Here is a 26,988-nt window from a genome sequence, read left to right on the forward strand (position 1 = left end):
TGAACCACCCATCCGGAAGGAAGTCAATGACAATTGCCAAGGGTTGGAAACTGCTGGCCGCGACGGGCGCGCTGGCCATCGCCGCCACCGCCGCCGGGTGCGGCTCGAACGACGAGGACACCACACTCCAGTGGACCGCGGTGCGTGCGAACGAAGCCGGATTCTCCCGGGCACCGGTCATCCTGACCGCCGGCGATGAATCGGTGCTCATCGATGGCGGATTCACGCTGCCGGACGGGACGGCGGTCGCGGACCGGATCGCATCGATCGGCAAGCCGCTGACGACGGTCTTCGTCTCGTCGAGCGATCCCGACTACTACTTCGGCCTGCGCCCGATCACCCAGAAGTACCCTGACGCCAAGGTCATCGCGCCGGCCGATGTGGTCACGGCAATCCATGGCAATGTCGAAGGCAAGATCGCCACCTGGTCCCCGCAGCTCGGCGACAACGGTCCGCGCACGGTGGCCGACGTGGTGATCCCCGAACCCAGCACCGCCACGGACCTGACCGTCGGCGGCCACACCGTCGACATCGTGCGGGCCGACGATCTCGACCGCTACTACCTGTGGTCCGGCGACCTCGACGCCATCTTCGGCGGCAACCTCGTCTTCTCCGGCGAGCATGTGTTCATCGCCGACCTGCCCAGCGCGGCCCAACGCCGCGCGTGGATCGCCAATCTCGATGCTATGATCGCCCGCAATCCGAAGATCGTGGTCGCCGGGCACGCGGCCTCGGGCACCGACAACGGCATCGACGCTCTCCGTTTCACGCGTGACTACCTGACGGCCTTCGACGAGGCCGACGCCCGTACCGCCAATAGCGCCGAACTCGTCGCCGCGATGCAGCAGCGCTACCCGGGACTGCCCGGGGTCACCGATCTCGAACTCAGCGCCAAGGTCGTCAAGGGTGAAATGCAGTGGGGCTGAACAACTCCCGGAGGCAAGTCGGCGGTCGAGGAGCCGGGCACGATTCGGTTCCTCGACCGGCGAGCGCGGGCAGTGATCGGTGGGCCGTCGACGCGCCCGTGGGCGGTGTCAGTGAGGGAGCCGGGCGAGTGCCGAACCCTGCGCCGCGAGGTCGGAGTAGGCCACGGCCGCGCCGCTGGACCACAGTTTCTGCGCCATGATCGGCAGGCGCGCCCGCGCCGCCGACTCGATCTGATCCATGGTCATGGCGTGCGGATCGTCGCACCAGATCGAGACCTGCGAGCCGTGCGGGGCGCTACCGGCGGGCAGCCGGTCTCCGTTCACGAACAGGCCCGGATCCCAGGCGTAGAGCGCCTCCGGCGGCAGGCTGAGCGGTTTGGCATTGCCGCCGGTGACGAAGTAGGTGGGAGTGAAGGCCGCATTGATGAGCCGGTGCCCGGCCGCGGCGAAATCCGCCGCGGTGCGGCCCGGGCCGAACCAGGGCAGATTATTGCCGTAGGACCAGAAGCCGATCACGATCGACGGATCGATGCCGAGTTCACCCGGGTAGTTCAGCCCGTCGTTCCACATGACGGTGGTCTTGCCTGCCGCGCGCACGATCCGATCGGCCCAGTTCACATAGCCCTTGAACACCTCGGTGGGGTGCGCACCGGGACCGTAGCGCTGGATGGCGTACTCCCCCAGCTGCGGGTAGCGGGCGTAGTCGGCGAGGTATTCGTCGCCGCCGATATGCCAGAAGCGGCCGGGGAACAGCGGAAGGTATTCGCGCAGAAGGTCTTCCATGAGCTCGTAGGCGGCCGGTTGGGACAGGTCGATCTTGGCGGCGGAGCCGCCGCCCACCAGGCTGTCGCGCACCTGATCGGCGGTGCTGGTGGTGGCGGGCCGCAGTTGCAGGTCGGGATGCTGGGCCAGGATCGCGCCCATGTGGCCGGGCATGCCGATCTCGGGAATGATCTCGATGCCGTAACCGGCGGCGTAGGCGATCAGGTCCGCGATCTCGGCCTTCGAATAGTGTTGCGGTGACGTGATTTCCGGATGCCTGTCGCTGGCCAATCGGAACCCCTCGTTCTCCGACAGGTGCAGGTGCAGGTAGTTCATCCGCAGGTAGGCGAGCTCACGGACGCGTCGGCGCAGCCACTCCACGGGGAAGAACTGGCGTCCGGTGTCGACCAGCAGACCGCGCAGGGGGAACTCCGGCCAGTCCTCGGCGACGCCACCCGGCAGGATGGCCGACTGGTGCAGCCATTGCAGCACGGTCTGCGTCGCGTGAATGACGCCGAGTTCGGACCGCGCCGAGATCGACACGTGATCCGCGGCCTCGATGCGGTAGGACTCCGGTTGAACCGGGGCGGAATCTGCCAGCCGGACGGTGATATCCCCGGCCCGCGCCGGGCCGCCGCCGGCCACGGTCACCGCCGTCCCGGTCATCGCGCGCAGATCGTCCGCGAAACGTTGTGCCACGCCGGAGAGTTGGGCGTCGGTGACAACCCGCGTCTCCGGGGTGAACGCGAACGTGCCCGGACCCGCTGTCCACGAACGGATTTCGGGCACGGTTCGCGGTGGCGCCGCGGCGGTGTCCGGGCCGGCGGCGGCCAACGGCGAGCGGGTGGCCGCCGCGAGTGCGGCGGCCCCCGCGGCGATCAGCAGGCTACGTCTTCTCATGTTTCGCCTCAGCCCAATCAATTCGTGCCACTACCTGTTTCACGCCGGGACGTTCCGGATCCAGCCACCACGAAACCATGCCGCGCGACAGAGTGCAAACAATTGATTGCATGCCGCAACCGTTGGACAGCGTAACGGTATCCGATCGTGGGCCCGTGGGCCGGTTACTTGCGCTTGAATTGGGAGATCCGCGCTCGGGAGAGCCCGGTCGCGCGGGCCAGCTGGTCGCCGGTTCCGTATCCGCCGCGCTCGTAGGCGTCGCGAATGAGGTCACCGAACTCGGCGTCCAACCGCCGGATGAGGGCCTGCGCCCGCTTGCGCTGCGCGCGATTGGTGCGGATCAGGCGCAGGACGGGATCGTCGGAGGAGAGCATGGCGTTCAGCAGTCCACTGCGGTTGACATCGAGAACCCGTGCTCAGGCCAGCAGCTTGCCGTCGGCGACATTGCCCGCCTCATCGACGCCGATGATGAACTCGGCCACCCGCTCACCGAAGGACAGCGTCAGTTCACGGCGCATGTCCAGCATGATGGCGGTGCGCAGCGACATGGCGATCCGCTCCAGCCGGACCATGCGCGCGTCCGCCTCCTCGTCGTCGGCGTTGCTCGAGCTGTACTCCTCGACCAGTTCGGAACAGATGTTTCCGAGCGCCTCGATCATCAGGTCGCGAGTCGGGTTGGGCACGAGTTCTTCTCCATCATTGCGTCGTGGGGCGGGCGGGCGCTCAGCCGCAGACCGGCCCGGTGTAGTTCGGGTCGAGCGCCTTCTTCACCACGTAGGCGACGGTCGCCGACTCCGGCATCTTGCCGTGTTCCACCTGGTCGGCGGCACACACATCCTGCACCCAGAGATTGCGCACGCTGGCTCCCGGACCGGCCTCGAGGAAGGTCTTCTCGGGCGGGGTGGAGGTCTTGTCGTAGCGGGTCGCGACCACGGTGTAGGCGATGCCGGCGTCGGTGTCGCCGTCGGCGTTCAACTGGGTGATGAAGTCGCTGCCGATCAATTGCTGGACGGAAGCCAGACCGACGACCCGGGCAATCGGGCCACCCGCCGAACCGGACGAACTCCCCGCGGAACCGGACGAACTGCCGGCGGATCCGGACGAGCTGCCCCCGCTGCCCGACGAACTGCCCGCCGAACCCGACGAGCTCCCGGCCGACCCGGACGAGCTGCCCGCCGAGCCCGACGAGCTCCCGGCCGACCCCGACGAACTGCCGGTGGCGAGGTAGCCCAGACCGTCCATGGTGGTGCCGTGGTTGGTCGCGCCCAGGGTGATCAGCTTGCCGACCTTGTTCTTCGACGGATCGACATGATCGGCGCCGCCCTCGAATCGAAGGTACTGCCGGGCCATGGTTCCGCCCTGCGAGTGGCCGACGATATCGACCTTGGACGCCTTAGTGGCCGCCAGCACCCGATCCACGAACCGCGCCAGCTCCTTGGCGGACTTGCGGATGTCACCGTTGGCATAGGACCCCGGCTTCGCACCCATGATGCTCGAGGTGTCCTTGCCGTAGTTCAGCGAGAACACACAGTAGCCCAGCGACTTCAATTGCGGCGCAAGTGTATTCCACGCGTTCTGATTGGACCAGGTGCCGTGCGCGAGCACGACCGGATTCGGATGCGCCGCCGACGGCGTGCAACTCCAGTCATTGGCCCCCGGCGGGTCGATGCTGCCGTCCCCGGCCCCGCTCTCGTACGGGCTCGCAGCCCCGCCGGATCCCGAGCCGCTCCCCGAGCCCGACCCACTCGAACCAGCGGTGGATCCGAGAATCTCCGCCCCCGAAGCACTTTCGGACACTGAAGGCCGCAGATCGAGCGGTTCCGCGAACGCCGGAGCACCCGCGGCCGCCACGCCGACCAGCAAAGACAAGAGGGCACCACCGGCTCCGAGCTGCACGGACCGACTGGGGCGCACCACGAACATCAGAGAAATCCCTTCCAACGAACGAGCGAACGCCGACACTCGACGTGATCAGCGCACCGAACCCACGGTTCCGAGCCGCTCCCCGAGATGCACTGCACACCAGGACGATCCACGTTCGTCATCGCGAGCCGCCCACACAGTCGACCCGCTCTCGAATAGTTGCTGCATACTTGCCCAGCCACTAAACCATGCAGGCATGAAGGATGCAACTAGCCGGTTGCAGAGCGCAAACAACTCTTGGTGACAAGGTGTCCCACCACCGCCGTCTCAACACCCCGGTTCATCCCCGCCCCCGATGTCATGCCGAGATGCCGGCCAATCGAGCCAAGTGCGCGACCTCGGTTCGAGTCAACGGGTTGTCGCGCCGCAAGAGCTGCTGCACGCAGTGGTAGGCGCCGACATCGAAACGGATGGCCTCGGGTGAGATATTCGCGATCCGCATGAGCACCAACGTCGCCGCGGTGTCGTCGCGCCGCATCAGCGATGCCCGCGCCTGGCACACGTGGTAGGCGATGCGCCGCTCGAGCGGCAGTTCCTCCGGCAGCTCCACCGTGGCGGCAAGCCGAATAGCCCTCTCCGGATCATGACGCACCAGGGCGATTTCCAATTCGGCAATACTCACGTCGACCATCTGTCGAAACCCCTGTTCACATGGAGGATTCCCATGCGCACTCGACTCATCACCCTCACCGTCTCGGCCGTAGCTGTCACCGCATTGGCCGGCGCGGGAGCGGCCACGGCCGCCACACCGCTGGTCGGGCCCGGCGCGGTCGGGGTCGAGCTGTCACCCGGTAAGACCGCGGCGCTGGCCGACAGTCCGGTACCGGCCGTGGTCGACACCCTCGTCCCCTACGACCTGACGACGGTGTCGCTGGCGCCCAGTTCACAACTGGAAGCCGACGACGCCTGGCGCTTCGCGTCGCTGCACGACATCATCGGCGAAACCGTCGACCACCCCGGCGGGCACGTGGTGCTCGGGATTGCCGCCGAGGATGGCCTGATCGTGATCCAGGACTGGTAACCGTCGCGACGCAGCCGTGGCACGGCCCTGCGAGACCGAGCGCGGCTCCAACCCGGAGCGGGGCGGACCACAACCGCCCGCCCCGCTCGGCCCATAACGCAACCGCTGCGGATTACCCAGCGCTGCAACAGGTTTCACTGTCGCAAGTTCGACGATCGCTACGGGAGTACGACCACTACCTCGCCCAGCTGCCGCCGGTCGACGTCGACGCGTTTCGACGCCGCCGGATTGGTCCGCGATCACGCCCGGCCGGGTTGTTCCGGCCAGAACCTCGATACCCGACATGCGGGAACGGAGCGAACACTCATGAGAATCTCGCGGATCGCCGCCGTCGGTGCGGCACTCACCGCCATGATCGGACTCGGCGCGGTCGCCGGACATGCCGCCCCACCGACCGCGGTGCTCGGTGGCAGCTCAGGCATTGTGCTAGGCGCTTCTACACGCTGCTCGCTGGCCGCGATCGGCGACGACGCGGCGGGTCGACTGGTGGGACTCACGGCCGGGCACTGCGCGCCCACGGGCACGGCGGTGCGCGCTGAGCAGGCCCTCGATGTCGGTGTCCTGGGCACGGTCGCGTTCTCCGACCGCGGCGCCGACCTGGACTATGCCGTGGTGGAATTCGATGGCGCGAAAGTGACCGCGGTCCGCAGCGTCGGCGCAACGACGATCGCGGGTATCGGCGCCGCCCCGAGCCCGGGCGCGACGGTCTGCGCCAACGGACGTTCGAGCGGATTCGACCGCGGCGTCGTCTGGGGCTCGCTCAACGGGCAGGTGATCACCCAATCCTGCTCGACACCAGGCGATTCCGGCGGTCCGGTCACCATGGGCGATCAATTGATCGGCATGAACCTGGGGTGTCTGACCGTGCTCGGGCCGGTCTCCATGAACATCCCGTGTGTCAACGCCGCCATGCCCGTGCACGCCCCGGAACGATTCCGCCCCATCGACCAGATCCTGCAAGCCCTCGACGCCGCCGGCGGAGTCGGAGCCGGATTCCGGCCGGTCTGACGCTGCGATCCGACGGGCCAACAGGATTCGGTGATCGCGGGTCACGAGTCCGGGAGCGTCACATTCTCCACCGCCCAGCGGTTGAGCGCGAGCAGGATGTCGCTGAGGGACTCGCCCTTGTCGGTGAGGCGGTAGTCGATGCGCACCGGGGTGGTCGGTTGCACGACGCGCTCGACCAGGCCGTCGGCTTCGAGGTCCTTCAGGCGGCGCGAGAGCATCGCGTCGGTCATGCCCGGTATCGCGGCCGCGAGGTCGCTGAATCGCTGCGGCCCGGTCAGGAAAGCACGCAGGATGAGCGGCACCCAGCGGCGGGCGATCATCTCGACGGCGGCGGCGTAGTAGGGGCAGTACGGGCCCAGTTCGGACCGGTTCAGTGTTGCCATAGTCACCTTCCTGCTAACTATAGAAATTATAGCTCCTTCTAGAATGATATCTAGGCAGAGGGAGAACCGGAGGTGGTCTCCGGCTCTTCCCCCACTGGAAGGGAGCAGGCATGTACGAGTACGACACTCTCCGAGTTCGCAGTGCCGATGGCGTCGTCTGGGTGACGCTGGACAATCCGCCGCTCAATCTCGCGAGCCTCGAACTCGGCGCTGATCTCACACGATTCGTGGATGAGGTGGCCACCGACGACGAGGCGCGGGTGATCGTGTTCCAGTCCGCGCTGCCCGATTACTTCATCGCGCACGTCGACGTCGCGGAATTGGACTGGCCGGAGACGCCGCCCTACTGGGCGGTACTGAAGAAGCTGAGCACGCTGCCGAAGGTCTCGATCGCGAAGATCGCGGGACGGGTGCGCGGGGGTGGCTCGGAGTTCGCGCTCGCGTGCGACATGCGCTTCGCCTCGGCGGAGCGGGCGGTGTTCGGGCAACCCGAGGTAGCGGTCGGGATGGTGTTCGGCGGCGGTGCGACCCAACGACTTCCGCGATTGATGGGGCGCGGGCGCGCGCTCGAGGTGATTCTCGGCGCCGGTGACTACCCGGCGGAACTGGCGGAACGGTACGGCTGGATCAACCGTGCGCTGCCCGACGCCGAACTCGACGACTTCGTCGACGCCCTGGCCCAGCGCATCGCCGCGTTCCCGCCACACGCCATCGCCGCCGCCAAGGGACTCGTCGACCGCATCACGCTGCCGAGCAGCGCGGAGCTGGCCGCGGAGTACGCGGCGACCAAAATCGCCATGGCCGAACCGGAATTCGCGCGCCGCATCGGCCGGCTGTTCGAACTCGGCCTGCAAACGCCCGGGCCGGTCGAGTACGACCAGGCCCGCTATCTCGCGGAGCTGTGACCGGCCCGGGTACACGACCCGCACAAGGAGTTCTTTGCCTTTGCCAGCGGCCTTTGGCAGGATCATCGGGTGCCCTGGGACCAAGCCCAGCTGGAACGATGGCGTCAGTGGGTGAACGCGATCAGCGGCGGTGCGAGCATTCGTGAGATCGGACGCCGCATCGATCGATCCGATATGACGACCGCGTCCCAGCTGGCACTACGAGATCGCGACGATGGTCGCACACCGATTCCGCATCCGGAGGCCGTGGTCGCCTTCGCGCGCGCCCATGGCGCGGACCCGAAGCGAGCCTTGGTCGCCGCGGGTGTGCTCACCGAGGAGGAGGCCACCCGCGGCATCCAGACGCATGCCCTGGCGGACATGAGTCTGGAACAGCTCGGCGAGCTGCTCACGGCGGCCGCGGCGGAGGTCCAGGCCCGCGCGCGGGCACAGACCGCGAAACCCAGGAAATCCCGGCGCGACGGGCTGGGAGAAAGGCTGCTGGGGTGGACTACGGATACGTGATCGCGCTGGTCCTCACCACGGTCGTACTGCTGGTGCGGGTGACGCTGTGGCGCAAGGATCCGGGTAGCCGGCCGGTCACGGTGGTGACGGGTCTGGTTGTCGTCGCCATCATCACCCATCACCCGCGGGTGCTCGACGAACGCTGGCTTTTCGACCACGCCCCGTCGTGGCTGCATCTGGCGAATGTCACCAACGTGGTCGGCGAGCTGGTGGCGCTGGCCATCGCCGGATATATGGGCGTGAAGGTCGCTCGGGCGTGGCTGGCGGATCGGCTGATCCCGTTCATCGTGGGCACGACCGGCGCGATGATGCTGGCACTGCTGGTGCTGTGGCAGATCAGCGATGCCAGCCGGATACCCACCCGGAATCTGTCCGATCTCGGCGGGCTCGCGAGGGTGTACTCCGTGCTCGCGTCGATCGGCCTGATCCTGGCCGGTGTGGCGGTCTGCGCGTCGGTCACGCTGATCAGGAATGCCCCGCTGGGCCTTCGTCTTGTCTTGGCGCCCATGGCCGTGGCCGCCGCGGCGGCGGCGTTTGTCGGCGCGTTGCACCTGGTCGAGGTGTTGAGCCACACCGATCTCCCCTACTCCGATCCCGCCCTCTCCGGGCCCGCCGCGAAAATCGGAATCGCCTGTTTCGCCGTGTCCGCGACTCTCGACTATCTGGTCCGCAGAGCGACCGCGAACACACGGCAGTCCGGCACGCCCGTCCCGAACTGACCGGCCGGGCCCGATCCGCCGCGGGCAGGCTGTCGCCGGGGATCGATGCCCATGACGCGCGAAGACCCCCGAGTGGTGCGCAGTGCCACAGGCACGTCGCCCCGATCGGAGGTCTTCGCGGATTCAATTCACCCGCCGTCGATGACGGCGGCGGCCGCTAGAGAACGGCCGAGCCCAGAGCCGCGCCGAGGGCCATGATCGGACCGAGGACAACCGCCTCGACGATCGGGCCGATGGCGAGGATGGCGGAGCCGAGAGCGAGTTCGACGGATCCCATTATTCTTTCCTTTCCATTTCTTTCTCAGGGGGAATCGTGGACGACGGCGTGCCGCTCGGCACGCATCGCCGTAATGAGGCGAATGTCGTTCACTCGCAAGCTATTCCGTCATTGTCGCGGTCCAGCTTGGCGCGATAGCCCGGCTCGCCACGGTAGATGGGTGCGGCGCCCGCGGCCTTGGCCTCACTGCAATTGGCGTAGTACGGACCGGATTCGGAGGGAGCCGCCTGCGCGATTTCGGTCGCGCCGAGAGCGACGGCCATCGACGACATGGCGAGTACAGCGAGCTTTTTCATGTGACTCCTCGGGTAAAAGGAACTGTGTGCGGACATGCGGAGGCGAGCGAAGCGTTCCGGTTCGCGAGCGACCGCCGGGCGACAGCGGACGACGGCATCGCGTGATACCGATCCGCTGTTTGGGGGAGATCCGTTGTGATACCCGCGAATTCGTGCGGGTGCGCGTTACCCCTCGACGAGGTCGTCGCAGTTGGACCTGGCGGTGCTCCAGGTCGCGCCGTGACCTCCGATTCCGGCCTTCAACGTCAATTCATAAGGGTCGACGCCGTCAGGTAGCGAGAACGCGAGAGTGTAGTTCTCGGACTGCCCGACGGATTTGAACCTGGTCTTGTCACTGCCGGTGGAGTACACGAGGTCGTTGTCGTATTTTCTGCCGTCCGTGCCGATCAGGACGGAGTCGACACCGAGGCGGAAGGTTGCACTGTCTCCGGCTTTCGGCTTGTGCACGCGCAGATCCACGAATGCCAGCCGCTGTCCGTCGCGCGTCTCGACTACGGGCTGCTGGGGCCGGAAACATAGGCCATCCGCGCACTGGATGTAGCCGCTCGCGAGTGCTGTGGAGGGCGACGTCGTCGCACCGCCGCCGGAAGGCCCCGTGATCGCGGGGGCCGAGGACGCGGCGGCGGCCGCGTCCGGTATCGGGGCCTCGGGATCGTCGAACGCACCGATCACGACGCTCAATCCGACCGCGGCCGCCGCGCCGGCGAGGACCAGCTTCGTGCGTCCGGGCCGCATCGGCTTCGTTGTCGGTCGGTTCGTATCGAGAGTCATCGGGAGCGAATCCTGAAGCGTCGGCGTCGTATGACGACCAGCCGGGTTGCTGATCGATTGCCCACATTCAAGCACGCATCCGAGGCGGATGCAAACCATTGATTGCTCACCGCAATGTCTTCTTGGCAGTTACGTGGGGTTCCCGATCGCCTGCCGCGCACACCGATCGAAGACTCCGCGCGACCGTCACACGAACCGGCAACAGCCGAGGTTGCCGCCCAATACCCTCGTGTGGCAAGACATTTCGCACATCCACCGAGGGTGGGGTTCCGTGAACGATATCGTCGTGATGACCGACTTCGGTTCCACCGAGGGCAGCCGCGCGTATCTGACCCGCGCCGTGCAGACGCTGACAGGTCGTCCGCCCGCCGTGATCGACGCCCGCCGCTTCTACGACGGGGGCGACGGACGGATCCGATGGAGCGGATCGGCTCCGGTCCTCGAGATTCCCGCCGAGGGCGTCCGCGTCTGCCCGGTGATCCTGATCGTCTATGAGATCCCCCCTGCCGACCGGCCTCGGCTGGCCCCCTTCCAGGAGATGATCGGGCGCGGCAGCATTGCCTGCCTCGGGCTCGACGCCGCCGCGTGGCACGCGGCGACCGACAAGCAGCACATGATCGAGCGATTCCACGCGGCAGGCGTCGCACAGATGGAATCGATTGTGCTGCACCAGCCTTCCGCTTCGGTCGCCTGGGAATCCTTCCAAAGTCTGGGCGGTGACGTGTGGACCCGTCCGGCGGTTGGCATGGGCGGCCGGGACGTATTCCACGTCACCGACGCCGAGCAGCTTCACGAAGTCGTCGCGCGGTACGGGCGCGGCGGACAGAAGTTCGTATTGAGCCGTGACGCAGGCAATTTCGATGTGTGGGGGCGGCGTCACCAATACCGCGTGGTCGTGCTCGGCGACCGGGTGCTGCGAGTATGCGAGCACGTGCAGACGGACCCGGAGCTGCCGTGCAACGAGTCCCGGGGAGCCCATTCGGCCCTGCTCGGGCGGGACGCGCTCGCGCCGGATCTGGCGAAGCTGGCGGTCGAAGCGACCCGGGCGCTGGGACTTCCCTTCGGTGGCGTCGATCTCGCCGTGGAGAACGGCGGAGTGGTGTTCGAAGTCAATGTCCATCCGGTGCTGAGCGGCGCCCAGGGCTTCGAAACAGTCGCGATCCCTTATGTGCAAGCGCATCTCATCGCATCGGCGAGTGGACACGGTGACACCTTCCCCGGCGCGAGCGTCCGGCCCGGCAGGAGCTGACGAGCGAAAATCACGGCGCGTCTCGACGCCGCCACGCGGAAAAACCTGAAATCATTGCTGTGCAGTTGCTGAACCGAGTCCGGCCTGCCGCCGGAGAGGAAGGACTTCCATGTCGGAATGTCGAGCATCGCATCGTGCGACGGCCGGTCGATTCCCCGCGCACCCCTCGCTCACCCGTCCGACCGGCACCGGGACGGAGGCGCGCAGCGAATGACCGCCACCGGCAACCTCACCGCCCAGCGTGCCGCCGAAATCGTCCGTGACGCATACATTTACGGATACCCCCTGGTCCTGGAGCATTTCACCGCACGGCAGGCCACCAATGTCGCGGCGCCGGCGCAGCCGTTCGGCCCGACGAACCAGATCGCCCATGCGCGGGTACTGCCCGGCCCCGAGTTCCGTATCGTGATCCGACCCAATGTGGACACGCTCTATTCCTCAGGATTCATCGATCTCGGCGCGGAGCCGCACGTGCTGTCGGTGCCGGCGACCGACCGGTATTTCATGATTCCGCTCTACGACGCCTGGACCAATGTCTTCGCGGTGCCCGGCACCCGCACCACCGGACCCGGCACGGCACACGAGTACCTGCTCGTGCCGCCGCACTGGACCGGGCAGGTGCCGTCGGGACTGGAGTTGCTGCGCGCGCCGACCCGACTGATGAGCCTGATCGCCCGTACCCAGGTCAATGGCGAGACCGATCTCCCGGCCGTGCACGCGGTGCAGGATCGCATCCGCATCACGCCGCTGAGCGGATACGGCGATCCGGCCTTCACTCCCCCACCCGGCCCGGTCGATCCGTCCATCGATATGACGACCCCACCGCCGGTCACCGTCGCTCAGCTGGAGCCGGCCGCCTTCCTGCGGCTGCTCGCCGACCTGCTGGTGGACAACCCGCCCACCGCCTGCGACTACCCGATCCTGCATCAACTCGAGCGCATCGGCCTGCGCGCCGGGCTGCCCTACACGGTGCCGGATGCGCTGCGCGACACCGTGATCGAGGGCGTCGCCGCCGGGCGGGCGGCCGTGGTCGAGGAGTACGACCGGCTCAACGGTGCGGACCGCACCGGCTGGGTGTACACCACCGAGGGCGGTTCCTACGGCGTGAACTATCGGCTGCGCGCGGGAGTGGCCGCCTGGGGCCTCGGCATGAACCTGCCCGACGACGCCATCTATCCCTCGATCGCACTCGACAGCGACGGCGCGCCGCTCGACGGGGCGAACCGCTATGTGCTGCGCTTCGAGGCGGGGCAGCTGCCGCCGGTGCACGCGTTCTGGTCGGTGACCGCCTACGACGCCGAGGGCTACCTGATTCCCAATCCGCTGCGCCGCTACGCCCTGGGCGACCGCAGTGGACTGGTGCCCGACCCGGACGGTTCGGTCGAGCTGCTCGTGCAGGCCACCAGCCCCGGGGCCGACCGCGAAACCCAATGGCTCCCAGTACAACCCGGCCCGTTCAACCTGATGCTGCGACTGTATTCACCGGCCCGCAGCCTGCTCACCGAGAGCTGGACCCCACCACCGGTGCGGCGCGTCGACTGACTCCGCCGCGCGTAACCAGCGGTGCGACACCACATGTCGCACCTCGGATGCGGTTATACGGCGCCGCACCGGTATCGGGCCTGGACCGGGCCCTCGCGGCGGTACCGGTGCGGCAGCGGCGAACGCGTCCGGGACACCGAGGCGCACCCGCCGACCGGCTCGCGCGGGCGGCGAGCTCGTGTCCGCATATCTCGCTCCCGCAGGGTCGCGCGGGAACGACCCGCGGGAGCACGGGCGCCGGCACGCAGGTAGCGCGTTCCCACGCGACTCGGCCGAGCAAGGCCCCGCGAAATCATTCTGGCGCAGCGTAATCCAATAGCTCGCGCTCGCGCCCAGTCGATTCGTTTGCCGGTCAACGCCTTCGTTCACTGGCTACCATCGACCTCAGGGCACGCACGTGGAACTGAAAGTCGAGCGAGGGGCGAATGGCGGGTTCCGTGACCACCATCGATGTCGAGCGAACCCAGATACAAGCCGATCGGGCCGAAATCGCGGTCGAGCTCGTGCAGCGCCGGATCGTCGATCATCGCGCCCGCATCGCGGTGACCTCCCCGGAGCGGATGGATATCGGAGTGCACTCGGCGGCCACCGATGCGCTCGGCGTCTCCCTGCTGCGTTTCACCGGGATCAGCTATCGCGCCGAAGTCGAACCGTCCGACCACGATGTGCTGGTGGGGCAGCTGGTCGACGGCCGAGGACACCTCACCACCCCGCACGATCGGCTGGCCATGACGCCCCGGGATGTGTTCATGGCATCGGCCGACTTCGCAATGGTGGCCGAGATGCAGGATCTGGTGTTCAACCTGGTTCGCATTCCACTCGCCGACGTCGCCGACTGCGCCGCCGAGGTCTGCGATCTGTCCCCGCAAAAGCCGCTGCGATTCCACGCTGTCACTCCGATACCGAGCGCTCGCCGGATCTGGCAGGACACGTCGATGCTGCTACATCGGCAGCTCGTCGACCCCGGCTGCGACCGCATCAATTCGCTCGCCCTGCACGGGTTGAATCGGATGGCGGCCGCCGCGCTGCTCACGGCCTTCCCGAACACCACCATGACCACCGCCCGCCAGCGCGGGCCGGGGCCCACGACCCCGGCCACGATCCGGCGCGCGATGCAATTCATCGAGGATCATGCCGCCGAGCCGTTGACACTGGCCCGCATTGCCGCGCACGTGCGGGTGACGCCGCGCGCCCTGCAGACCGGTTTCCGCTCTCATCTCGACACCACCCCACTCGGCTATCTGCGTCGTGTCCGGCTCGAACACGTCCACCGCGAACTGCAGGACGCCGACCCCACCCAGGGCGCCACGGTGGAGGGCATCGCGGTGCGCTGGGGCTTCACCCATCCCGCCCGGTTCGCCGCGTGGTACCGGCAGACCTACACCGTGCTGCCGAGCCACACCCTCCGCAGCTGACAACGGCGACCGACGCGCGAGAATCTTTGTCCCGCACGCGTTTCCCACCTTGGTCGTTCGATATCACGACAACGCGCCGCGAGATTATGGGCCGGCCTTCCCGGCCGTGCCATCCGTGCCAGGCGGGACGCAGCCGCCGCAACAGGATCGAGCAGCCGAGGCAGCCGACGACGATGACCGCGGCCACCAAAGCGGGCACCGGTGATCGGGGGGCACCCGGCGGGAAGATCATCCAGCGGTCGGCCGCGCCCAGGACCTCGTCGAAGTGGCCACGGCTCGAGAAATCGCGGAGCGCGAGCACCACCGACGGCTGCAGCACGAGCACCGCCGCAAGGACGCGCGCGGGAGCAATCGCCACCGAGGTCGTCCCGAAACAGCATCCCGCGAGCAGGGCGAGCAGGGCGGTGGCGCCGATCACCGGTAGCGGCTGCGGCACTCGCACCGTCAACGCGACGACGCCAGCCAGCCCCGCGAGGAGCGACAGGACGAGAGCCGGTGCGGGACGGCGTGTTCCGACCAGCATGCCGACCGCGAGCAGGGCGGCCGCTGGCAGCACGGCCCATCCGGGAATCCCGAGGGGAGTCACGGCGCCGCCGACCGCGGAGAGCCCGACTGCCAGGACCACCGCTTCCCCGTCCCGCCCCGGAACGCTCAGCGCCGCGAGCAGTGTGGCGGCGATTCCGACGGCAACCGCCGCCACGACGGCCGGTCCGCTGTCACCGTGCCGCACCAGCCATTCGGCCCCCAGCAAGCGCGCCACGATCAACTGAACCGCGCCGACGACGGGCAGCACCGGAACGTGAGCCAGGCCCATCGGCGGATGCGCGTCGTCTCGATGCGAGATCGCCGCGATCACCGCCACCGCGAGGGTGAGCGCGATCAGCCACAGCGGTGGGACCTCGAAACCCGGCCAGGTCCGATCGATCGCCGTCTGTTCCAGCACTCGCCCGTGCGGCCCGGGCAGCGCGAGCCCGACTGCCATGCTGCCCAGCAGGCCCGCCGTCCACCCCATCGCGGGCATCCGATGCCCCAGCACTGCGACACCGACAGCGCCGAGCACGACTCCGCCTGCCGCGGTGTCGAGGAAGTTCAAGGTGATCAGGAGGGTGTCCGCGTGTGCGGTGCGCCCGACCAAGTGGTCGGCCAGTAGCACCGTCAGACCCGAGACGGCCACCACCCATGCCGATCTCGCGCGGTCGATCGCATGCACCACAACGGCGGTGACCATCGCCAGTGCCGCGCCCACCGCGATTGCTTGCGGGTGCTCGTAGGCCAGCAGATTCAACTGCACGCGCGCCGAATCCCCGGTATCGGCGAATTCGATCGGCAGCACCACCGACATGCCGGCGACCAGCGCTGCGAGCAGTGCCGCGAGCGTGCCCACGGCAGCGGGATCACGCACCCACCGGACAGGGTCCGCCGACGCACCGGTGCTCATGCGACACACCCCGGCGGCGGCGATGCGCCCGAGCCCAGCCGGAGCGGTCACCGGCTGCACGACGTTGTCGAAGATCGAGGCGAAGCGGTGGCGGTTCCGCACGACCGGAGGCGATGTCGTTTCGCAACGGCCACATCGATACGTGGCGTCGCCGCCGGAACTCCTGACTGTGTGCTGACCACGCATCCTCCTCGTCGGGCATCGCAACGCGCACAGCGGATTCCGGCCATGTCATCGATCCCTCGCGCGGACGCCGAACCCGCTGAGCCTGTTGCCTATCCGTGCCGGAACACGCATCCTCCGCCCATGCCCGCTCGAACGGATGACGATCCGGAACCTGCAGCGAGAATGCGGTTTCATTGTGCGGATCTGGATCCTCGGCCGGCTTGATGCGTGGAGACAACATTTTGATTCTCGAAGACATGCGGGTCGTTCGATACCGCTGCCGCGGCCGCGTACGGTCCACCGGTTCCCGAGAACATGGTCGACCGCGCCGCCCCTCGAGCGGCGTGCCGCACAAATCGCGTCCAAATGCCGGAACCCTTTGACCCCCACGGTAATTCGGAGTTTCGAGCCGGGCGGATCACCGGTCCGCGTTAGAAGGTGAGCGTGCGTGTCTACTCGGATCGCGCGGAGGGAATGCTCCAGATCAATTCGGTCCCGGCCCCGAGGGCCGCCGGTCGGCAGGTGAAAGTGCCGCCGTGGGTTTCCGCGCGGGCACGCATAGTGGCCAGGCCGCTGCGGCGGGTGACTGCGCCGATACCGCAGCCGTTGTAGCGGACGGTCAGCACGCACTCGGCTGCCGACGAGCGGATCTCGATGGTGACGGTGGCGGCGTTCGCGTGGCGGGCGACGTTGGACAGAACATCGACGCCCTGGCGGGGCACGGCGGCAATCGATTCGCCGACAGCAAGCGGTTCCTGCTGACGGAATTCCGGCTGTACGCGCTGCGGCACCCCGAAGCCGCTGCGCGCCTTCGCGATTACGACCGGGCTTCGCCGACTGGTTCGCCGCGGTCATCGAGCAGATCGCCGCCGCGTCGGACATCTCCCTGCCCGCACCCGCGAAACAGATCGCGCTGATGACGCTGGCCATGGAGCACGGCATCGCCACCCTCGCGCACATCGATCCCGAACAGGTTCCGCACGAGGCATTCCTGGATTCGCTGACCCTGTTCAACCGTGCCTTCAGCGCGTTGGCGCGCACGGAAACCCGCGCACCCGGCCCGGCCGGCGCACCGGCACCCGAGCCCGGACGCGGCATCGAGCACTCCCCACGTCCCCCTGATCCCACCCCTGCCGCGGCACCGGACCCGGCGCACGGGTGTACTCAATGGAGGCGCTCCCGCAGGAACGTGACCGCATCGGCGAGTGCGGACTCGCCTTCAGGATGGGCGGCTTTGTCCTTGAAGAACTGCACGAAGCCGTGCTCGGAGCCAGGATAGACGCGATGCCCGGCCGGCACGCCGGCCGCCGTCAACGCTCGGGCGTAGGAGACGCACTCCTCGCGCAACGGATCGTATTCACCGACGAGGACCAGTGCGGGCGGTAGACCGGCGAGCTCTCCCCGCAATGGGGAGACCAGCGGGTCGTCGACGGTGATCCCCCCGGGCAGATACGCGCGCAGGGCGGTGCTGTTGACCAGCCGGGTGGGAAAATGATCCTGCCCGTACTGCTCCCAGGATGCGGTATCCATCGCGTTGCCCACACTGGGATAGAACAGCAGTTGGGCAGACAGGTTGGGGCCGTTGCGGTCTCGTGCGCAGGCGGCGGCCGCCGCCGCGAGGTTTCCCCCGGCGCTGTCACCGCAGACGACCAGACGGGTGGGATCCGCGCGCAGCTCATCGCCGTGTTCGGCGACCCAGTCGAGTACGGCGAGCAGGTCGTCGAGGCCCGCGGGGAATCGGTGTTCCGGGGCCAGCCGCCAGTCCACCGAGACCACGAGCATCTCGGCTCGGTTGGCCAGTGCCCGGCACAGCACGTCGTGGGTGTCGAGGTCGCCGGAAACGAATCCGCCGCCATGCGCGAACACCATGATCGGTAACGGCTGGGAGTCCCGTCTGTGCGGACGGTAGGTCCGCACGGTGACGCAGCGGTCCGGTGCGGTGGCGGGGATGGCCATTCGGCGCAGCTCTGCGACGGGGTCGGGGTCACCGGCGGTCGGCATCAGCGCCCAGTAGTTCTCACGCATGCCGCGTACGAAGGTGATCAGGTCGGGATCGTTCGACATGACTACGCCGTTCTCGGTGCTTTGCCCGCCTTGATCGGAGCGGTCGAGGCCGGGGGCAGAAAGAGGTGTCCGCGGAGGCCGCCTACGGTGGTTCGGAACGTGACCAGGCACCAGGTGAACAGCAGGCCCACGAAAGCGATGACGGCGGCGACCCGGAACGCGGGCAGGCCGGTGTGTGCGGCCAATTGCGCGGTGCCCGTCACGAAGGTGCCGACGGGGAAGGTCAGGCTCCACCAGGTCAGCGCGAAAGGCATTCCCGCACGGACGGTTCGGAGAGTGAGCGCGGTCGCCAACGCGATCCACAACACCGCGAAGCCCCAGACCGGAGTGCCGAAGACGACGGCGAAGACCTGCATCCCGCCCGCGATGTCCGGGGCGGCCGCCAGATGCGCGTTGCTCCCGAGCAGGCCCGCGGCCGTGACGGATTGGCCGAGCGGTCCGAGCACGATCCAGAGCGTGGGGACGCGTGCGGTCCCGGAGCTGCCGAAGTGCGTGAGGCGACTCCAGATCATCGTGATGATGATGATCGAGGCGATCAGCGACAGCCCGAACATCGCGTAACAGCCGTACAGCAGTGTCGCCCGGCCGGATCCGGGTGCCAGATGCGGGATGAGCAGTGCGCCGGTCGCCGCCGACACCATCGGCGGCACCACGGGCATCAACCATCCGCCGAACGCGCTGTCGGACTCGACACTGTGCTGGGTGAACATCACGTACGGCACCCTGACGGCCGTGAACAGACCGCCCACGGTGCCGGCCGACCACAGTATCCAGTCGAGCGCCACCGCCGCGTCCGCACCCAGGATCGGCTGCCCGACCAGGAGAGCTCCGGCCCCGACGGTCAGGAACGCCATGGGCGCGGCGCCGTAGAAATGCGCCATCTGTGGGTGGTACATGTGACTGCGCGCCACGGCCGGGTGCCGGATCCAATGCACGGCCATCGCGATGACGAGCGCGATCAGCATCACCGCCGCTACTACCCAGACGATCCGAGCGAACGTCGGCAGTCCCGGGATCCGCACCGGCAATGTGGCCGCCGCGGTCGCGATGATGCCGGTCCCCATGACCGGCGCGAACCAGTTGGGGCCCAAATGACCGAACACCTGCCCCGGCGACTCCAGCGAAGACAACAGCCGCCGCCGAGTCACCGGGCCGCTTGCGCGAGCGCTGTCCATGGGGACAGTCAATCAGCTATCCCGGGGAGAACCGGTGAGCGATCCCCGGTGTGTGCATCGTGATATCGCTACAGTTTCGCCGCGGCGATAACCGGAGCCAGCCCGTCCGGGGTCATCAGGGCCGCCGGGTCATCGACCAGTGTGCCGTTGACGAAGACACTGGGCGTCGAATTGAGGCCGGTGTTCAATACCGCCCGAGTTTCGTCTTCGATGTAGTCGGCGTAGATATTGTCCCGAATGTGCTGGGCGACAGTGGGATCGGTGTATCCGGCGGCGTGGGCGACCGCGATGAGCTGGTCGTCGGTCATGCCGTTGCCGCCTTCCCCGGGCTGTGCGGCGAACATGAGCTCGAGCCAGTGAGGGAACTTCGCGGGATCGTGCGAGGCGACGACATAGGCGGCATTGGCGGCACGCGATGAGTAGCGGTTGCCGTTGGAGAAGCGGTCGAGGAACGAGATGATGTTGTATTCGACGGAGATCGTGCCCACGGCGAGTTCGGCTTCGATCAGGGCGGCATTGGCCTGATCGTACATTCGGCATGCCGGGCATTGCAGATCGGTGATCTCCTGGATTCGCACGGGCGCCTGGGGTGCGCCGACCCGGATGGCGCCGCCGGGGGTGACATTGGCCGGCACCGTGGCGCTGGTGGAGACTTCGGGGGCGAATCCTGCTGTTCTCGCATCTCCCGCATTCGATTTCAGGCCCGCGATGCTGATGCCGATGGCTGCGATGAGCCCGATCATCGTCGTGGCTACGACGACCTGGAACTGGACCCTGCGACGCCGGTCGGCAGCTGCGGCCACCACGAGCGGATTCCTGCCTCGTGCAGAAGAATTAGTGCGCATGAAACCGCCGTCGCCCCTTTATGAGAATGGTTGATCAGTTCGACAAATGGTCACTCCGATATTCAGGGTGGCGCACGGGACACGGTATGGAGTACCCGCCCTGCAGCTATGGGGGCATAGAAACAATCTATGTCCGCCGTGACGCGGTCACGGCGCAGCGGGCAGGATCGGCGGGACATAGTCGAACGTCGCGCCCAGCAACCGTACCCCGACATCGGTCGACGATTGCATGACGAACGGGGCTTCTGTGGCGTGATCGAGCCCCATGACAGCGGATACACCGCGTGGCGCCAGCAGGATCGACAATGCGCCGGCCTCCACCTCTGTAGCGCGCAACGACAGCTTCGGCGCGGCCAACGTCGGACTGTGGCGGATGTCAGCGGCAATGGAACGCCGAGAACCCGGGCAAGTACTCGCGCTCGCGCCGAAACTGCGCCCGAACGATTTGCCCAACGGAGGGCGTCGCGCGCCGTACTTCGTCGAGATCGGCCGCGCGCACGCCATGCAACGGAACTGTCAAAGTTCGCTGCACGCGTTGTTGCGCGCCGAAACCGCCGCGCCCCAACATGTTCGGAACATGACCACGGTCCGCGAGATCACCGGCCACATGATGCGCACTGCCCGCAGGGAGCTGACCACCGGCGAGCTCGGCAAGTTCGCACGGCGGGTGGGAGTTGTGCCCGCCTAACGGCGACCTTGGGACAGCCCGTTGCAGGGCCCAGAGCACGAAAACGGGCGGTCGTGGAGATGTTCTCCACGACCGCCCGTCCTCATACTTCTGTGTCCGGAGGGGGACTTGAACCCCCACGCCCTAATACGGGCACTAGCACCTCAAGCTAGCGCGTCTGCCATTCCGCCACCCGGACCGGTGGTGCTCAGCAAGGTTATCGGATGAGACCGTATGGACCAAATCGGCCGATTACGGGCGTTTCCTCCGCTGATGGTGGCGGTGGGGATGGTTGCCGCCGGGCCTGGGTCGGCCCGGCCGGCGACCCCCAAGATTAGGAGCTCAACGCTTCCAGCAGGGCGGCGCGCTGACGGGAGCCGAGGCCGCCGATGCGGCGGTCGGCGGGGATTTCCGCCTCGTCCATGAGCTTGGCGGCCTTGACCGGGCCGATGCCCGGCAGGGCCTTGATGACCGCGGCCACCTTGGTCTTCTTGACCAGGTCTTCCTTGTCGGCGCGCTTGAGGACCTCGGCCAGGCTGACCGAACCCTTCTTGACCTGCGCGATCAACTCGGAGCGGGCCTTGCGCACCGCGGCGGCCTTGGCCAGCGCCTCGGAGCGTTGTTCGGGGGTCATCGTGGGCAGAGCCATATGTCCTTACCTTTCACTCGTTCGCTGGTACGTCGGCCACGAGTAAACATGACGACTGGCCGGGCGCCTGCACGACACACCGCGCGGACCGGGCGGACACGTCGAGTGACATGCGAAAACCGGTCAGTTTCCCAGGTCGTCTGACCAGGTGTTTGCTGCCGAAGACACCTGGCAAATACGGGGCTCATCGGCCGCAATGGGGACTACGGTGGGCGCGAACAGCACACACGCACCGGTGAAAGGCGGGGCAATGCAGGGGTCGTATCCATGCGCCGAGTGGAGCACCACCGAACTACCACTGGCCGACCGATACGACAGTGCGGAACCGGTGACCTGGAACGGAGCCAAGGTCTATCCGGTCCACCAGGTGATCGTCGGCCTCTCCCCCACCACCGTGACCCTGAATCTGCGCGCCGCCGCGCCCCGGCGCGGGGTGCGCAGCCTCGGCATGGGCATGGGTGTCGAGGGCGGTCACGTGCTGCTGAACGGCCGCCAGTTGACGGGGGTTGACGTCTGGACCGACGCCATGACCGGAGGTATCGAACTGCGGGTCTGCCCAACCGAATCCGAGGCCGCCATCTCGCTCACCCCGGTCTGGGTGGACGACACCGACGCCGTGCTGTCCTGGTCGGGCAACTACGGCATGCTCATCACCCGCGAACGCAGCCGCACGGTGCTGCATTGCAGTACCGGTGTCGGGCCGCCGGATTTCACCGAGCTCGTCGTGGAGCTGAGCACCGCCCCCACCCCGCCCGATCCCATCCCCGCGCCCGAGGCCAGTCGCTACAGCGGCGCGCTGTACGAGCTGGCGGTCGCCATGCACGGTCGCGGCGAGGAGGATCAGGCGTGCGAACTGTGGTCCCAGGCGGCCGCTTTCGGGCATCTGGCCGCCGCCTACGATCTGGGTGTCGTCCGCTTCCGCCGCGGCGACCTCGCCGAGGCCGAACGCTGGTGGCGCACCGCCGCCGATCACGGCGACGTGCGCGCCATGGCGGGTCTGGCCGAAGTGCTGGACCGGCGCGGCAATGTGAGCGAGGCGCGTGTGTGGCGCGCGGCGCTCACTGCGGAATCGCACTCCGAATAACTTTGCACCCGTTGCCATTCCGGGCGCGGCTCAGCGGGCCGCGCCCGGTGGCGAGCAGGTCAGTCCAGGCAGAATTCGTTGCCCTCGGGATCGGTCATGACGATGAACCCGGATTCCATGGGCGGCGCGGGATCGACCCGGCGCTGCCGCTTGGCGCCCAGCGCGACGAGCCGATCGCACTCGGATTCCAGGGCCGCCATCCGCTCCTCGCCCTGCAGGCCGGGAGCCGCCCGCACGTCGAGGTGCACGCGGTTCTTCACGACCTTGTCCTCCGGCACCTGCTGGAAGAACACGCGCGGGCCGACCCCGTCCGGATCCTCGATGGCCGAGCGGGTATTGCGCTGGTCCTCCGGCACGCCGATGCGGGCGAGGAACTCGTCCCAGGCGGCCAGCGGGTCGGCGCCCGCGGGCAGGTCGACGCCCGGCGGGCCGGGGTGGACGTAGCCCAGCACATCGCGCCAGAAGGTGGACAGCGCCTTCGGGTCGTGGGCGTCGAAGGTGACCTGGATGTGGCGGCTCATGCGGTTGCTCCGTTCGTGTGCGAGTAGCGGTCGTGCGGCGGGAAGCCCTCAGCCGCGCGCATGGGTTCCGGATTTGTAGCGGCGCAGGTATTCGCCGGTCAGCGAGACCGGGTCCGCGAGCAGCTCGGCGGGCGTGCCGGTGAAGACGATTTCGCCGCCGTTCTTGCCGCCGTCCGGGCCGAGGTCGATCACCCAGTCGGCGTGCGCGACCACGTCGAGATTGTGTTCGATGACGATCGCGGTGTTGCCGCGTTCGACGAGCCCGTCCATGAGGGCGAGCAGGGTGTCGACGTCGGACATGTGCAGGCCGGTGGTGGGTTCGTCGAGCACGTAGACGGTCCCGGTGTTCTGCAGCTGGGTGGCGAGTTTGATGCGCTGGCGTTCACCGCCGGACAGGGTGCTCATGGCCTGCCCGAGGCTGAGATAGTCGAGCCCTACTTCGATCATGGTGCGCAACTTGGCATTCAATGCTTTTTCCGGGAAGAACTCTACGGCTTCCTCGGCCGACATTTCGAGCACATCGGCGATCGACTTGCCACGCAGGTGCAGGGCGAGGACGTTCTCGGAGAAGCGGCGGCCGTCGCAGGATTCGCAGTGGGTGGTCACCGGATCCATGTAGGCGACCTCGGTGATGATCACGCCGCGGCCCTCGCATTCCTTGCAGGCGCCGTCGGAGTTGAAGCTGAACAGCCCGGCCGGTTCGCCGGTGGCCTTGGCGAACAGCTTGCGGATGGGATCCATGAGGCCGAGGTAGGTGGCGGGGGTGGAGCGTGAGGAGGCTCCGATGGCGGACTGGTCGACGAATACCGAATCCGGGTAGCGGGACATGAATTCGTCGCGGATGAGGCTGCTCTTGCCGGAGCCGGCGACGCCGGTGATGGCGGTCATGATGCCGGTCGGGATGCCGATGGACACGTTCTTGAGGTTGTGCGCCGTCGCATTCTCGACTCGCAGTTCGCCCGTGCCGCTGCGGAATTCCTGCTTCACCCGGAATTCGCGGCGCAGTCCCTGCCCGGTGAGGGTGTCGGCGGCGCGCAGTTCCTCGAAGCTGCCGGTGAACATGATCGACCCGCCGTGCACGCCCGCCCGCGGCCCGACATCGACGATGTGATCGGCGATCTGGATGACATCCGGATCGTGTTCGACCACCAGTACCGTATTGCCCTTGTCGCGCAGGGCTTCCAGCATCCGGTTGAGCCGGCCCACATCGCGCGGATGCAGTCCCACGCTGGGTTCGTCGAAGATGTAGGTCATCCCGACCAGGGTGCTGCCCAGATGCTTGATCATCTTCAGCCGCTGGCCCTCACCGCCGGACAGGGTCGAGGTGGGCCGGTCCAGGCTCAGATATCCGAGCCCGATATCGGCGACCCGGCCCAGGGCGATCCGGCAGGCCTCGGCCAGACCTTGTGCGGCGGGATCTTTCACCGCGTCGAGCACCTCGACGAGATCGGTGATCTGCAGCGCCGTCCACTCCGCGATATTGCGCCCGTCGATCTTGGTGGCCAGGGCCTTCTCATTGAGCCGTGCACCGTGACAGGCCGGGCACACGCCCTCGGTGAGGAACTTCTGGATCTGCTCGCGCGTCTTCTCCGACAGCCCAGAGGTGTCGCGTTTGAGCTTGGACCGCGTGAACTTGTCCACCAGGCCTTCGTAGTTGGCCTTCCAACTGCCCTTGTTGAAGGTCAGCTCCACTTTGCCGCCGCTGCCGTGCAGCAGATCATGCCATTCCGCATCGCTGTAGTCGGCGAGCTTCTTGTCCAGGTCGAAGCGCCCCGAGTTGCCGTAGAGCTGCCAATCTCCGCTGCCCACACCGTATCCCGGCAGCAGGATGGCGCCTTCGTTCAGCGATTTCGAGCTATCCACCAGCTTGTCGGGATCGGCGCTGATGGTCATGCCCAGCCCGTCGCACTCCGGGCACATGCCCTGCGGGGTATTGAAGGAGTAGTCGAAGACCAGCCCCGTGGACGGCGATCCGAAGCGGGCGAACATGGCGCGGATCATCGAGTAGATGTCGGTCATGGTCCCGACCGTCGAGCGCGGCCCGCCGCCGACCGGTTGCTGATCGATGATCACCGGCGCCGTCAGATTCTCGATCGCCTCGGCGTGCGGCCGCTCGTAGCGCGGCAGGAAGTTCAGGATGAACGCCGGAAAGGTCGCATACAGCTGCCGCTGCGACTCCACCGCGATGGTGTCGAACACGATGGACGACTTGCCCGAACCCGACACCCCCGTGAAGACGGTGATCTGGTTCTTGGGGATCTCGAGAGAAATGTTGCGGAGATTGTGCTCGCTCGCACCGAGCACTCGAATCGTTTCGCCGGAGGCAATAGGCATCCCACAACCATGCCGCCAAGTCGCCTCCGACGTGCGGCGAAATGTGACGCAACTCACATCATTTCCCGAGGATCTCCGGGTCCGCCCCTGATTGCCGATGGTTGGCGGCCATCTACAGTGGCGGTCGATCGCGGCACCCGAATCCGCCGCGCGCGACGACGAGGATGCACATGAAGACCTTGCGATGGACCACCGGCGCAACCGCCGCCCTGTTCGCCGTGACCCTGCTGTCCGGCTGTACCGATGTCGAACGCGCCCTGAACAAGGGCGGCGACACCACGTGCAGCGACTACCTGAAGCAGGATGCCGACACCCAGCGCATGACCGTCACCAAGGCCATCAAGCAGCAAACCGGCAGCGACAATGAACCCCCCGGCACCAACGTCGACATCTCCATGGCCGCCGTCCAGGCGCTGTGCCGAGTCCAGGCGAACGAGAACACCCCCATCCGGGACGCCGACTTCGCCGGCATCTTCTTCAACAAGTAGCCCCCGAAAACCGCCTCCGACAAGGGCTTTCGCCCCGATTTTTATTTTCGGCCACCCCTCCGCTAATCTTATGGAGCACCACCGGTCCGGGTGGCGGAATGGCAGACGCGCTAGCTTGAGGTGCTAGTGCCCGTATTAGGGCGTGGGGGTTCAAGTCCCCCTCCGGACACAGATCGACACGAAAGCCGTTGCATAGCAACGGCTTTCGTTCGTCTGTGGCGGGTGATCATGCGATCGGTTGCGAGCCTTCGCTTTTCGCCGTGGCGCGGACCCACGGCCAGGTCATCAGCGCCCACACGACGAGGAGCACAGCGGTCACGGTGAGCAGGTACCAGGGCCAGGGGCCGAGCACATCGAGCAGTGACACGGTCGCGGGTTTGCGGTTGAGGAAGCCGTAGTTGGTGCCGGCGGCCGAGTTGACGGTGAAGGTGACCACCGCCCACACCGCCGTGGCCAGCACGGCGATCCGGTAGCTGCGCCAGTCCGGGCGCATGCCGATGCCCCAGGTCAGGTAGATCGCCGCGCAGACCACCATCAGGTGGATCGCCCAGAACGCCAGGAATTCGTAATGCGGGAAGTCCGGGCTCTCCAGCGCCGGTGAGACGAGCGCCTGCGTGCTCAGCGTCAAGCACCAGTAGTAGGTCAGCGCATAGGCCCAGCGCCGGTGCGACCACAGGGCGTACGCGGCGACAATGGTCGCCAGATCGGTCAGGCGCAAGGGAATCGAACGGGCGACGGTCGGCGGCAATGCGACGGCCAGGTAGATCACCAAGTACAACACCAGCGTCGCGGCACCGAAGCCGCGGCTGAAACGCCGCGCGGCGCGGGGGTTGCGGTGTCCGCGTCCGATGCGCACGACCAGCGCGGCCAGCACGACGAACAGGGCCAGCACGATCCAGTGCGACGGACCGTACGAGACGAACTCACGCTGTGCCGACACCTATCAACTCTAGGAGA

The 26,988-nt window shown here is 67.3% G+C and carries 30 protein-coding genes and 2 tRNA genes; 12 read left to right on the forward strand and 20 right to left on the reverse strand.

Annotated features, from left to right (window positions below):
* Positions 1-26: 26 nt before the first annotated feature.
* Positions 27-926: an MBL fold metallo-hydrolase gene (locus tag ACYQ5L_RS20465; RefSeq protein WP_459959295.1), complete on the forward strand. Its 900-nt coding sequence runs from the start codon at positions 27-29 to the stop codon at positions 924-926.
* 108 nt (positions 927-1,034) lie between these two features.
* Here the strand turns inward: ACYQ5L_RS20465 and ACYQ5L_RS20470 are convergent, their stop codons facing one another.
* From ACYQ5L_RS20470 to ACYQ5L_RS20490, 5 genes are all read right to left on the reverse strand, one after another.
* Positions 1,035-2,588 (reverse strand): family 20 glycosylhydrolase, encoded by a 1,554-nt coding sequence (locus tag ACYQ5L_RS20470; protein WP_459959296.1) that lies wholly within the window; start codon positions 2,586-2,588, stop codon positions 1,035-1,037.
* Between the two features lie 164 nt (positions 2,589-2,752).
* Complete coding sequence (locus tag ACYQ5L_RS20475; protein WP_459959297.1) at positions 2,753-2,962, reverse strand: hypothetical protein; 210 nt, start codon at positions 2,960-2,962, stop codon at positions 2,753-2,755.
* Positions 2,963-3,004: 42 nt separating this feature from the next.
* Positions 3,005-3,271 carry a hypothetical protein gene (locus ACYQ5L_RS20480; protein WP_459959298.1) on the reverse strand — a complete coding sequence of 89 codons (267 nt, stop codon included), beginning with the start codon at positions 3,269-3,271 and terminating at the stop codon, positions 3,005-3,007.
* A gap of 40 nt (positions 3,272-3,311) precedes the next feature.
* The gene (locus tag ACYQ5L_RS20485; RefSeq protein WP_459959299.1) at positions 3,312-4,457 is read right to left on the reverse strand and encodes an esterase/lipase family protein; all 1,146 of its coding nucleotides are present in this window, start codon (positions 4,455-4,457) and stop codon (positions 3,312-3,314) included.
* Positions 4,458-4,809: 352 nt separating this feature from the next.
* The gene (locus ACYQ5L_RS20490) at positions 4,810-5,142 is read right to left on the reverse strand and encodes a hypothetical protein (protein WP_459959300.1); all 333 of its coding nucleotides are present in this window, start codon (positions 5,140-5,142) and stop codon (positions 4,810-4,812) included.
* A gap of 33 nt (positions 5,143-5,175) precedes the next feature.
* On the opposite strand from ACYQ5L_RS20490, the gene ACYQ5L_RS20495 reads away from it, so the two are divergent.
* Positions 5,176-5,532, forward strand: coding sequence for a hypothetical protein (locus tag ACYQ5L_RS20495; protein ID WP_459959301.1), 357 nt, complete (start codon positions 5,176-5,178; stop codon positions 5,530-5,532).
* 306 nt (positions 5,533-5,838) lie between these two features.
* On the forward strand, positions 5,839-6,540 hold the full coding sequence (locus tag ACYQ5L_RS20500) for a S1 family peptidase (protein WP_459959302.1): 702 nt from the start codon (positions 5,839-5,841) through the stop codon (positions 6,538-6,540).
* A 41-nt stretch (positions 6,541-6,581) separates the two neighbouring features.
* Here the strand turns inward: ACYQ5L_RS20500 and ACYQ5L_RS20505 are convergent, their stop codons facing one another.
* Positions 6,582-6,923 (reverse strand): winged helix-turn-helix transcriptional regulator, encoded by a 342-nt coding sequence (locus ACYQ5L_RS20505; RefSeq protein WP_459959303.1) that lies wholly within the window; start codon positions 6,921-6,923, stop codon positions 6,582-6,584.
* Positions 6,924-7,033: 110 nt separating this feature from the next.
* On the opposite strand from ACYQ5L_RS20505, the gene ACYQ5L_RS20510 reads away from it, so the two are divergent.
* The 3 genes from ACYQ5L_RS20510 (at position 7,034) to ACYQ5L_RS20520 (ending at position 9,051) form a co-directional block, all read left to right on the forward strand.
* Positions 7,034-7,828: an enoyl-CoA hydratase/isomerase family protein gene (locus tag ACYQ5L_RS20510; protein ID WP_459959304.1), complete on the forward strand. Its 795-nt coding sequence runs from the start codon at positions 7,034-7,036 to the stop codon at positions 7,826-7,828.
* A 69-nt stretch (positions 7,829-7,897) separates the two neighbouring features.
* The gene (locus tag ACYQ5L_RS20515) at positions 7,898-8,332 is read left to right on the forward strand and encodes a hypothetical protein (protein ID WP_459959305.1); all 435 of its coding nucleotides are present in this window, start codon (positions 7,898-7,900) and stop codon (positions 8,330-8,332) included.
* Positions 8,314-9,051, forward strand: a complete 738-nt coding sequence (locus ACYQ5L_RS20520; RefSeq protein WP_459959306.1) for a hypothetical protein — start codon at positions 8,314-8,316, stop codon at positions 9,049-9,051. Before ACYQ5L_RS20515 ends, ACYQ5L_RS20520 begins: the two co-directional genes overlap by 19 nt.
* Before the next feature lie 366 nt (positions 9,052-9,417).
* Here the strand turns inward: ACYQ5L_RS20520 and ACYQ5L_RS20525 are convergent, their stop codons facing one another.
* Both ACYQ5L_RS20525 and ACYQ5L_RS20530 read right to left on the reverse strand, forming a co-directional pair.
* Positions 9,418-9,624, reverse strand: coding sequence for an excalibur calcium-binding domain-containing protein (locus ACYQ5L_RS20525; protein WP_459959307.1), 207 nt, complete (start codon positions 9,622-9,624; stop codon positions 9,418-9,420).
* A 165-nt stretch (positions 9,625-9,789) separates the two neighbouring features.
* Positions 9,790-10,395 carry a hypothetical protein gene (locus ACYQ5L_RS20530; RefSeq protein ID WP_459959308.1) on the reverse strand — a complete coding sequence of 202 codons (606 nt, stop codon included), beginning with the start codon at positions 10,393-10,395 and terminating at the stop codon, positions 9,790-9,792.
* Between the two features lie 271 nt (positions 10,396-10,666).
* On the opposite strand from ACYQ5L_RS20530, the gene ACYQ5L_RS20535 reads away from it, so the two are divergent.
* From ACYQ5L_RS20535 to ACYQ5L_RS20545, 3 genes are all read left to right on the forward strand, one after another.
* A complete protein-coding gene (locus tag ACYQ5L_RS20535) occupies positions 10,667-11,644 on the forward strand; it encodes an ATP-grasp domain-containing protein (protein ID WP_459959309.1) in 978 nt (325 codons plus the stop codon).
* Positions 11,645-11,854: 210 nt separating this feature from the next.
* Positions 11,855-13,186: a DUF1254 domain-containing protein gene (locus ACYQ5L_RS20540; protein ID WP_459959310.1), complete on the forward strand. Its 1,332-nt coding sequence runs from the start codon at positions 11,855-11,857 to the stop codon at positions 13,184-13,186.
* Positions 13,187-13,623: 437 nt separating this feature from the next.
* Positions 13,624-14,601, forward strand: a complete 978-nt coding sequence (locus tag ACYQ5L_RS20545; RefSeq protein WP_459959311.1) for a helix-turn-helix transcriptional regulator — start codon at positions 13,624-13,626, stop codon at positions 14,599-14,601.
* Here ACYQ5L_RS20545 and ACYQ5L_RS20550 read toward each other — a convergent pair.
* From ACYQ5L_RS20550 to mihF, 9 genes are all read right to left on the reverse strand, one after another.
* Complete coding sequence (locus tag ACYQ5L_RS20550; protein WP_459959312.1) at positions 14,525-16,141, reverse strand: hypothetical protein; 1,617 nt, start codon at positions 16,139-16,141, stop codon at positions 14,525-14,527. The two genes, ACYQ5L_RS20545 and ACYQ5L_RS20550, sit on opposite strands and share 77 nt — an antisense overlap.
* Before the next feature lie 515 nt (positions 16,142-16,656).
* On the reverse strand, positions 16,657-16,995 hold the full coding sequence (locus tag ACYQ5L_RS20555; protein WP_459959313.1) for a sensor histidine kinase: 339 nt from the start codon (positions 16,993-16,995) through the stop codon (positions 16,657-16,659).
* A 26-nt stretch (positions 16,996-17,021) separates the two neighbouring features.
* The gene (locus tag ACYQ5L_RS20560; protein WP_459959314.1) at positions 17,022-17,186 is read right to left on the reverse strand and encodes a hypothetical protein; all 165 of its coding nucleotides are present in this window, start codon (positions 17,184-17,186) and stop codon (positions 17,022-17,024) included.
* 182 nt (positions 17,187-17,368) lie between these two features.
* The gene (locus tag ACYQ5L_RS20565) at positions 17,369-18,268 is read right to left on the reverse strand and encodes an alpha/beta hydrolase (protein ID WP_459959315.1); all 900 of its coding nucleotides are present in this window, start codon (positions 18,266-18,268) and stop codon (positions 17,369-17,371) included.
* Between the two features lie 2 nt (positions 18,269-18,270).
* On the reverse strand, positions 18,271-19,443 hold the full coding sequence (locus ACYQ5L_RS20570) for a TDT family transporter (RefSeq protein WP_459959316.1): 1,173 nt from the start codon (positions 19,441-19,443) through the stop codon (positions 18,271-18,273).
* 68 nt (positions 19,444-19,511) lie between these two features.
* Positions 19,512-20,249, reverse strand: a complete 738-nt coding sequence (locus ACYQ5L_RS20575; RefSeq protein ID WP_459959317.1) for a DsbA family protein — start codon at positions 20,247-20,249, stop codon at positions 19,512-19,514.
* A 186-nt stretch (positions 20,250-20,435) separates the two neighbouring features.
* Positions 20,436-20,645, reverse strand: coding sequence for a hypothetical protein (locus ACYQ5L_RS20580; protein ID WP_459959318.1), 210 nt, complete (start codon positions 20,643-20,645; stop codon positions 20,436-20,438).
* Positions 20,646-21,069: 424 nt separating this feature from the next.
* Positions 21,070-21,154 (reverse strand) — tRNA-Leu (locus tag ACYQ5L_RS20585).
* Positions 21,155-21,289: 135 nt separating this feature from the next.
* A complete protein-coding gene (mihF, locus tag ACYQ5L_RS20590; protein WP_379193294.1) occupies positions 21,290-21,604 on the reverse strand; it encodes an integration host factor, actinobacterial type in 315 nt (104 codons plus the stop codon).
* Positions 21,605-21,854: 250 nt separating this feature from the next.
* Between mihF and ACYQ5L_RS20595 the strand changes: the two genes are divergently transcribed.
* On the forward strand, positions 21,855-22,688 hold the full coding sequence (locus tag ACYQ5L_RS20595) for a tetratricopeptide repeat protein (protein ID WP_459959319.1): 834 nt from the start codon (positions 21,855-21,857) through the stop codon (positions 22,686-22,688).
* A gap of 59 nt (positions 22,689-22,747) precedes the next feature.
* Here the strand turns inward: ACYQ5L_RS20595 and ACYQ5L_RS20600 are convergent, their stop codons facing one another.
* Both ACYQ5L_RS20600 and ACYQ5L_RS20605 read right to left on the reverse strand, forming a co-directional pair.
* Entirely contained in the window at positions 22,748-23,209 is a 462-nt protein-coding gene (locus ACYQ5L_RS20600) for a VOC family protein (RefSeq protein ID WP_459959320.1), read from the reverse strand.
* Between the two features lie 48 nt (positions 23,210-23,257).
* Entirely contained in the window at positions 23,258-25,543 is a 2,286-nt protein-coding gene (locus ACYQ5L_RS20605; RefSeq protein WP_459959321.1) for an ATP-binding cassette domain-containing protein, read from the reverse strand.
* A gap of 170 nt (positions 25,544-25,713) precedes the next feature.
* On the opposite strand from ACYQ5L_RS20605, the gene ACYQ5L_RS20610 reads away from it, so the two are divergent.
* Both ACYQ5L_RS20610 and ACYQ5L_RS20615 read left to right on the forward strand, forming a co-directional pair.
* Positions 25,714-26,031, forward strand: a complete 318-nt coding sequence (locus ACYQ5L_RS20610) for a hypothetical protein (protein ID WP_459959322.1) — start codon at positions 25,714-25,716, stop codon at positions 26,029-26,031.
* A gap of 84 nt (positions 26,032-26,115) precedes the next feature.
* Positions 26,116-26,200, forward strand: a tRNA-Leu gene (locus ACYQ5L_RS20615).
* Positions 26,201-26,257: 57 nt separating this feature from the next.
* Here the strand turns inward: ACYQ5L_RS20615 and ACYQ5L_RS20620 are convergent.
* Entirely contained in the window at positions 26,258-26,971 is a 714-nt protein-coding gene (locus ACYQ5L_RS20620) for a YwaF family protein (RefSeq protein WP_459959323.1), read from the reverse strand.
* Positions 26,972-26,988: the final 17 nt, after the last annotated feature.

This window comes from Nocardia sp. IFM 10818, from assembly GCF_054655275.1.

Coding starts and splice junctions, on each gene's coding strand:
- ACYQ5L_RS20570 (WP_459959316.1), bottom strand. CDS start 19,443: ATGGACAGCGCTCGCGCAAGCGGCCCGGTGACTCGGCGGCGGCTGTTG.
- ACYQ5L_RS20510 (WP_459959304.1), top strand. CDS start 7,034: ATGTACGAGTACGACACTCTCCGAGTTCGCAGTGCCGATGGCGTCGTC.
- mihF (WP_379193294.1), bottom strand. CDS start 21,604: ATGGCTCTGCCCACGATGACCCCCGAACAACGCTCCGAGGCGCTGGCC.
- ACYQ5L_RS20525 (WP_459959307.1), bottom strand. CDS start 9,624: ATGAAAAAGCTCGCTGTACTCGCCATGTCGTCGATGGCCGTCGCTCTC.
- ACYQ5L_RS20470 (WP_459959296.1), bottom strand. CDS start 2,588: ATGAGAAGACGTAGCCTGCTGATCGCCGCGGGGGCCGCCGCACTCGCG.
- ACYQ5L_RS20465 (WP_459959295.1), top strand. CDS start 27: ATGACAATTGCCAAGGGTTGGAAACTGCTGGCCGCGACGGGCGCGCTG.
- ACYQ5L_RS20490 (WP_459959300.1), bottom strand. CDS start 5,142: ATGGTCGACGTGAGTATTGCCGAATTGGAAATCGCCCTGGTGCGTCAT.
- ACYQ5L_RS20565 (WP_459959315.1), bottom strand. CDS start 18,268: ATGTCGAACGATCCCGACCTGATCACCTTCGTACGCGGCATGCGTGAG.
- ACYQ5L_RS20530 (WP_459959308.1), bottom strand. CDS start 10,395: ATGACTCTCGATACGAACCGACCGACAACGAAGCCGATGCGGCCCGGA.
- ACYQ5L_RS20505 (WP_459959303.1), bottom strand. CDS start 6,923: ATGGCAACACTGAACCGGTCCGAACTGGGCCCGTACTGCCCCTACTAC.
- ACYQ5L_RS20610 (WP_459959322.1), top strand. CDS start 25,714: ATGAAGACCTTGCGATGGACCACCGGCGCAACCGCCGCCCTGTTCGCC.
- ACYQ5L_RS20475 (WP_459959297.1), bottom strand. CDS start 2,962: ATGCTCTCCTCCGACGATCCCGTCCTGCGCCTGATCCGCACCAATCGC.
- ACYQ5L_RS20595 (WP_459959319.1), top strand. CDS start 21,855: ATGCAGGGGTCGTATCCATGCGCCGAGTGGAGCACCACCGAACTACCA.
- ACYQ5L_RS20500 (WP_459959302.1), top strand. CDS start 5,839: ATGAGAATCTCGCGGATCGCCGCCGTCGGTGCGGCACTCACCGCCATG.
- ACYQ5L_RS20540 (WP_459959310.1), top strand. CDS start 11,855: ATGACCGCCACCGGCAACCTCACCGCCCAGCGTGCCGCCGAAATCGTC.
- ACYQ5L_RS20600 (WP_459959320.1), bottom strand. CDS start 23,209: ATGAGCCGCCACATCCAGGTCACCTTCGACGCCCACGACCCGAAGGCG.
- ACYQ5L_RS20605 (WP_459959321.1), bottom strand. CDS start 25,543: ATGCCTATTGCCTCCGGCGAAACGATTCGAGTGCTCGGTGCGAGCGAG.
- ACYQ5L_RS20495 (WP_459959301.1), top strand. CDS start 5,176: ATGCGCACTCGACTCATCACCCTCACCGTCTCGGCCGTAGCTGTCACC.